Source organism: Streptomyces sp. NPDC059256, assembly GCF_042753785.1.
In the GTDB taxonomy this organism is placed as follows: Bacteria; Actinomycetota; Actinomycetes; order Streptomycetales; family Streptomycetaceae; genus Streptomyces.
The window spans coordinates 135,891-141,923 of record NZ_JBHYZO010000015.1; the positions used below are offsets into that span (position 1 = coordinate 135,891).

Consider the following 6,033-nt stretch of genomic DNA (forward strand, 5'->3'; position numbering starts at 1 on the left):
CAGCAGGCTGCCGGACACCCGCGCCAGCCTCAACCATTTGCTGACCTCCGGGCCCAAAAGGCTCCTCTGTAAAAGGTGATCCCAGGTGACTGAACTTCAGGCAAAGAGTAATGAAGAGAAGCTGCGCTACTTCCTCAAGCGGGTTTCCACAGACCTCCACGAAGCTCGCGAGCGGCTCCAGGAAATCGATGCTGCCCAGCATGAGCCGATCGCGATCGTTGCGATGGGCTGCCGGTATCCCGGTGGGGTCAGCTCACCTGAAGACCTCTGGCGCTTGGTTTCCGACGGCCATGACGCAATCGGCGGCTTTCCGCTGGATCGAGGCTGGGACCTGGAAGCGCTCTTCGACTCGGACCCGGACAATCGGGGAACCAGCCATGTTCGGGAGGGCGGTTTCCTCGGAGCGATCGACCGGTTTGATGCGGGCCTCTTTGAGATATCGCCCCGCGAAGCACAGACCATGGACCCCCAGCAGCGTCTGCTCTTGGAGACCACCTGGGAGACCATTGAGCGAGCAGGAATCGACCACACATCCCTCAGGGGAAGCCGAACCGGAGTATTCGCCGGAGTGATGTATCACGATCACTCGTCGGTGCTGCAACAAGCGGTGGAGGACGTCGAGGGCTATATCGGCACCGGCAGCGCGGCCAGTGTTATTTCGGGCCGGATCGCCTATTCCTTTGGCCTTGAGGGGCCTGCGGTGACGGTGGATACGGCGTGTTCTTCGTCGTTGGTGGCGTTGCATCTTGCAGTTCAGGCACTGCGGCAGGGCGAATGCGATTTGGCCCTGGCCGGTGGAGTCACCGTCATGTCCACCCCAACCGCCTTTGTGGACTTCAGTCGTCAGCGTGGGTTGGCTGTTGATGGTCGGTGCAAGGCGTTTGCTGCGGCTGCGGATGGTACGGGTTGGGCTGAGGGCGTTGGAATGCTTCTGGTGGAGCGGTTGTCGGATGCTCGTCGGCTCGGGCATCCGGTACTCGCAGTGGTGCGGGGTTCGGCGGTGAATCAGGATGGTGCGTCGAATGGTCTTACTGCGCCGAATGGTCCTGCGCAGCAGCGGGTGATTCGCCAAGCGTTGGCGAACGCCCGCCTGAGCTCGGCTGATGTGGATGTGGTGGAGGCGCATGGTACGGGTACGTCGTTGGGTGATCCGATTGAGGCGCAGGCGTTGCTGGCGACCTATGGTCAGGACCGCCCGGCGGATCGCCCACTGCTTCTCGGCTCGTTGAAGTCGAACATCGGTCATACGCAGGCGGCTGCGGGTGTAGCCGGTGTGATCAAGATGGTGATGGCGATGCGGCATGGTGTGGTGCCGCGTACGTTGCATGTGGATGAGCCGTCACCGCATATCGACTGGTCGGCTGGTGCGGTGGAGCTGGCCACCGAGCCGGTGGAGTGGGCCGAGGATCCAGCCAGGCCCCGCCGAGCAGCGATCTCGTCCTTCGGCTTCAGCGGCACCAACGCCCATGCAGTCATCGAAGAAGTACCCAGTCCAGAACCTCAGGTGCGGACCGAAGGGGAAGCTCCTGGGCAGCGGGATGGTCGCCCGACTCCCATCTTGATTTCAGGGAAGACGGACACCGCAGTCCGTGACCAAGCGGCCAAGCTACTTTTGCACATGGATCACGCCGGGTCCGTCTCATTAGTGGACCTGGGGTTCTCGTCGGCAACATCACGTGCCGCGTTGGAGCACCGCGCGGCGATTGTAGCGACGGATCCACAAGGACTTCGGGTAGCACTGGAAGCTCTGGTGCGAGGAACTCAAACGGACGTAGGCACCTCATGGGTGGCGAAGGCCGTGGCGGTTCCGCAGCAAACGCTGGCGTTTGTGTTTTCGGGGCAGGGCAGTCAGTGGTGGGGTATGGGGCGTGGGTTGTATGAGTTGTTCCCGGTGTTTGCGGATGTGTTTGATGCGGTGTGTGTTGGGTTGGATGGGTTGTTGGGGTGTTCGTTGCGGGAGGTGTTGTTTGAGGGTGATGGGTCGGGGTTGGCTGGTACGGGGTTGACGCAGCCTGCGTTGTTTGTGGTGGAGGTGGCGTTGTGTGGGTTGTTGGAGTCATGGGGTGTGGTGCCGGGTGTGGTGGCGGGTCATTCGGTGGGTGAGTTCGCTGCCGCCTATGTGGCGGGGGTGGTGTCGTTGGAGGATGCGTGTCGGTTGGTGGTTGCTCGTGGTCGGTTGATGGAGGATCTTCCGTCGGGTGGGGTGATGGTCGCGGTCGAAGCCTCCGAGGCCGATGTCCTTCCGCTCCTCATCGGCCTGGAGGACCGGGTCGGGATTGCGGCGGTCAATAGCCCCACTTCGATCGTGCTCTCCGGGGTGGAGGATGCGGTCACCACGGTCGTGGAACAGCTGGGGGAGCGTCGTTCGAAGGCGCTGACCGTCTCTCACGCTTTCCATTCGCCGTTGATGGATCCGATGCTGGAAGCGTTCCGTACGGTCGCGGAGAGTGTCACCTTCCATGAGCCGAAGCTACCGATCGTCTCTACCGTCACCGGACGCCCGATCACCGCAGGCGAGATATCGAACCCTGAGTACTGGGTTCAGCACATTCGCCAACCCGTCCGTTACGCGGATGCGGTCCAGGCTCTGGCCGAGCAGGGGGTGAACGTCTTCCTTGAGGTCGGCCCTGGGGGTGTGTTGAGCGGCTTGACCCAAACCAACCTCGACCAGGCAATCGCCATCCCGACCCTCCGTCCGAACACCGCGGAAGACCTCTCCCTCACCACAGCCCTCGCCCACCTCCATGTCCACGGCACCCCGATCGACTGGCCCACCTTCTACACCGGCCGCGGCGCCCAACTCGTCGACCTCCCCACCTACCCCTTCCAACGCGACCGCTACTGGCTCGACATCCAGTCTGGCGCTGGTGATCTTGCTGAAGCGGGGCTTAGGCACGCCGAGCACCCACTGCTTGCCGCAGTCGTTGCCATGGCCGAGGGCGATGGAGTGTTGCTCACCGGCCGCCTTTCGATGGCCGCGCACTCCTGGCTCGCTGAACACGTTGTTCTGGGGGCAACGGTCCTTCCCGGCACCGCATTGGTCGAGTTGGCGATCAGAGCGGGTGATCAGATCGGATGCGGGCGACTCGAAGAGCTGACTCTTCAGACGCCGCTCGTCCTTCCGGAGACAGGCAGCCTCCGACTACAGGTTGCGGTTGGCCTACCCGACGAGCATGGTCATCGACCGATACGACTGTATTCACAGCAAGAAGATGCCTTGGCGACCGAACGCTGGGCTTGCCACGCTGTCGGAGCGGTGTCGCATACACACGGAAGCAGCGATTCTGCGCTTCAGGAACCAGTTGTTGATCTAGCCGAGTGGCCTCCAGCAGGTGCTGAGCCCGTTGATGTGAGTGCCCTCTACGACCAACTGGCCGGAGCCGGCCTGGAATACGGGCCGGTGTTTCGTGGGGTGCATGCCGGATGGCGCCGCAACGGGGAGTTCTTTGCCGAGATCTCCCTACCCGAGCAGACCTCAGTGGCGGGCTACGGTATCCATCCGGCCCTCTTCGACTCCGCCCTCCATTCAGTGGGTTTCGTCGGACCCGAGGAGCGGACCGATGGACCACTCGTGCCCTTCGCGTGGAGCGGTGTCCGACTTCATGCCACGGGCGCCACTTCCCTTCGCTTGCGAATCGCACCTGCAAGCACAGGTGGGCGGGGCGCGCTGTCACTCATTGCTGCGGACGGCGAGGGAACAGCGGTGTTCTCAGTCGAATCCCTGGACCTCCGACCGGTCGATGCAGAACAGCTCTCCCGGACGGGGAACACAAGCGGCGACGGGCTGTTCCGGGTGGACTGGGTACCCCTACCGAACCCGGCTTCCCCTGCGGGCAATGACGTTCGGATTCCTCTCCGTGACTCTCTGACCGGACTGGCTGGCGACTTCGATCCGGTTCCGGACGTGGTGGCGGTGAGGGTGCCGATGATGTCGGGATGCGGATCCCAGGCACCCACTGCAACCGTTCAAGCAACCCTGCTCCTCATACAAGAATGGCTCTTGCGGCCTGAGTTCGAGTCATCGCGGCTGGTACTCGTGACGCAGAGTGCGGTGACGACGGGATTCCTCCCGACCTCTTCCGCGGGCGATGCTGCTGGCCACAGCGCCACCCCGGAACCGTACGGTGAAGTGAACGTCGCGCAAGCGGCTGTTTGGGGGCTGGTGCGGTCTGCCCAGTTGGAACATCCCGGTCGATTCGGTCTGGTCGATCTCGTCGATCTGGACGATGGTGAAGACACCACTGAGCTGACGATCGCGATCGCCACGGATGAGCCGCAGATGGCACTGCGTGGGACGCAGGTGCTCGTGCCACGCCTGGTGCAAGTGGAGCAGACGCTGCCGACCTCCAACCGTCAGCTCTCTTCCACCGGGGGAACGGTCCTCATCACCGGGGCTTCCGGCACGTTGGGGCGAATCGTTGCACGCCATTTGGTTGCCGAGGTCGGGGTACGGAGCCTCGTCCTGGCCAGCCGCAGCGGTCCAGCCGCTGAAGGCGCGGCGGAGTTCTCGGCTGAGCTGCGCGAAATGGGCGCCATCATCGACACGGTCGCCTGCGATGTCTCGGACCGTGAGGCACTTGTGCGGCTGCTCGACCGAGTACCGGGGGAGTACCCCCTGACCGGCGTCATCCACGCCGCTGGTGTCACCGACGACGGTGTGATCTCTGCACTGACCTCCGAACGTGTCGCCACTGTGTTCAAGCCGAAGGTGGATGCCGCCTTCCATCTCCATGAACTGACGAAGGACCTGGACCTCACCGCGTTCGTACTGTTCTCCTCCGCGGCCGGCACCTTCGGCAATGCAGGTCAAGGCAACTACGCGGCTGCCAACGCCGCCCTGGACGCATTGGCCACCACCCGCCGTACCACCGGCCTGCCGGCGCTTTCCCTCGCATGGGGTCTGTGGACACACACCAGTACACTCTCCGCCGAGTTGGCTGAGGCTGACCATTACCGGATGAGTCGCTCAGGGCTTCTCCCCTTGGAGACCTCGGAGGGTCTCGCACTTCTGGACCGAGCCCTCGGTGTGGACGAGCCAGCGCTTGTCCCCGCCCGCTGGGACCTCCCCGTACTGCGCGACCAGGCCCGATCCGGCTCACTCCCCGTACTTCTGCGGAGTATGGTCCCCGTGTCCACACAGCGGGTGCGGGCCGCAGTGACGCCGTCGGGCGGTGCGAGCACCACCCTCGCCAGGGAACTGGCCGGGCTGACCGAGAGCCGCCAACACGACACCCTTGTCAAGCTTGTCATCACACATGCCGCTGCCGTCCTCGGGCACGGCCGGCCTGAATCCGTACAGGCGAACCAGGCGTTTCGCGAGCTCGGCTTCGACTCGCTCACAGCTGTCGAGCTGCGAAATCGTCTTGCTTCGGCGACCGGTGTGCGGCTGCCGGCCGGACTCGTCTTCGACTACCCGACGCCGCAGGCGCTTGCCAAGCATCTACGCCAGGAACTACTGGGTGCCGGGGCCGCTGCATCGGCGCCTGTTGCGCTGCCCGCATCGGACGACCCCATCGCCATCGTCGCCATGAGCTGCCGCTACCCCGGCGGAGTGGAAACCCCCGAGGACCTTTGGGCGCTGATCGAACTCGGTCGGGACGCCATCTCGGACTTCCCGTCCGATCGTGGTTGGGATCTTGCCCTACTGTCCGAAGGAGGGTCTTCCGGCTCCAGCGATACGGGCATGGGAGGGTTTCTCTACCAGGCGGGCGAGTTCGACGCGGGCTTCTTCGGGATTTCGCCGCGTGAGGCGCTGGCGATGGATCCGCAGCAGCGGTTGCTGCTGGAGACGTCGTGGGAGGCGTTCGAACGGGCCGGCATCGACCCCACAACTCTGCAGGGGAGTCGCACCGGTGTGTTCACCGGTGCGATGTACCACGACTACGCATCTTCCCTCCAAACGGTTCCCGAAGGCGTGGAAGGATTTCTCGGCACTGGGAACTCGGCGTCGGTGGTCTCGGGGCGGTTGTCGTACACGTTTGGTCTTGAGGGGCCTGCGGTGACGGTGGATACGGCGTGTTCTTCGTCGTTGGT

General features: G+C 63.8%; 1 pseudogene. It reads left to right on the forward strand.

What is annotated here, in order from left to right:
• Positions 1-145: 145 nt before the first annotated feature.
• A pseudogene (locus ACFXJL_RS26270) lies at positions 146-6,033 on the forward strand (type I polyketide synthase); the annotation flags it as partial.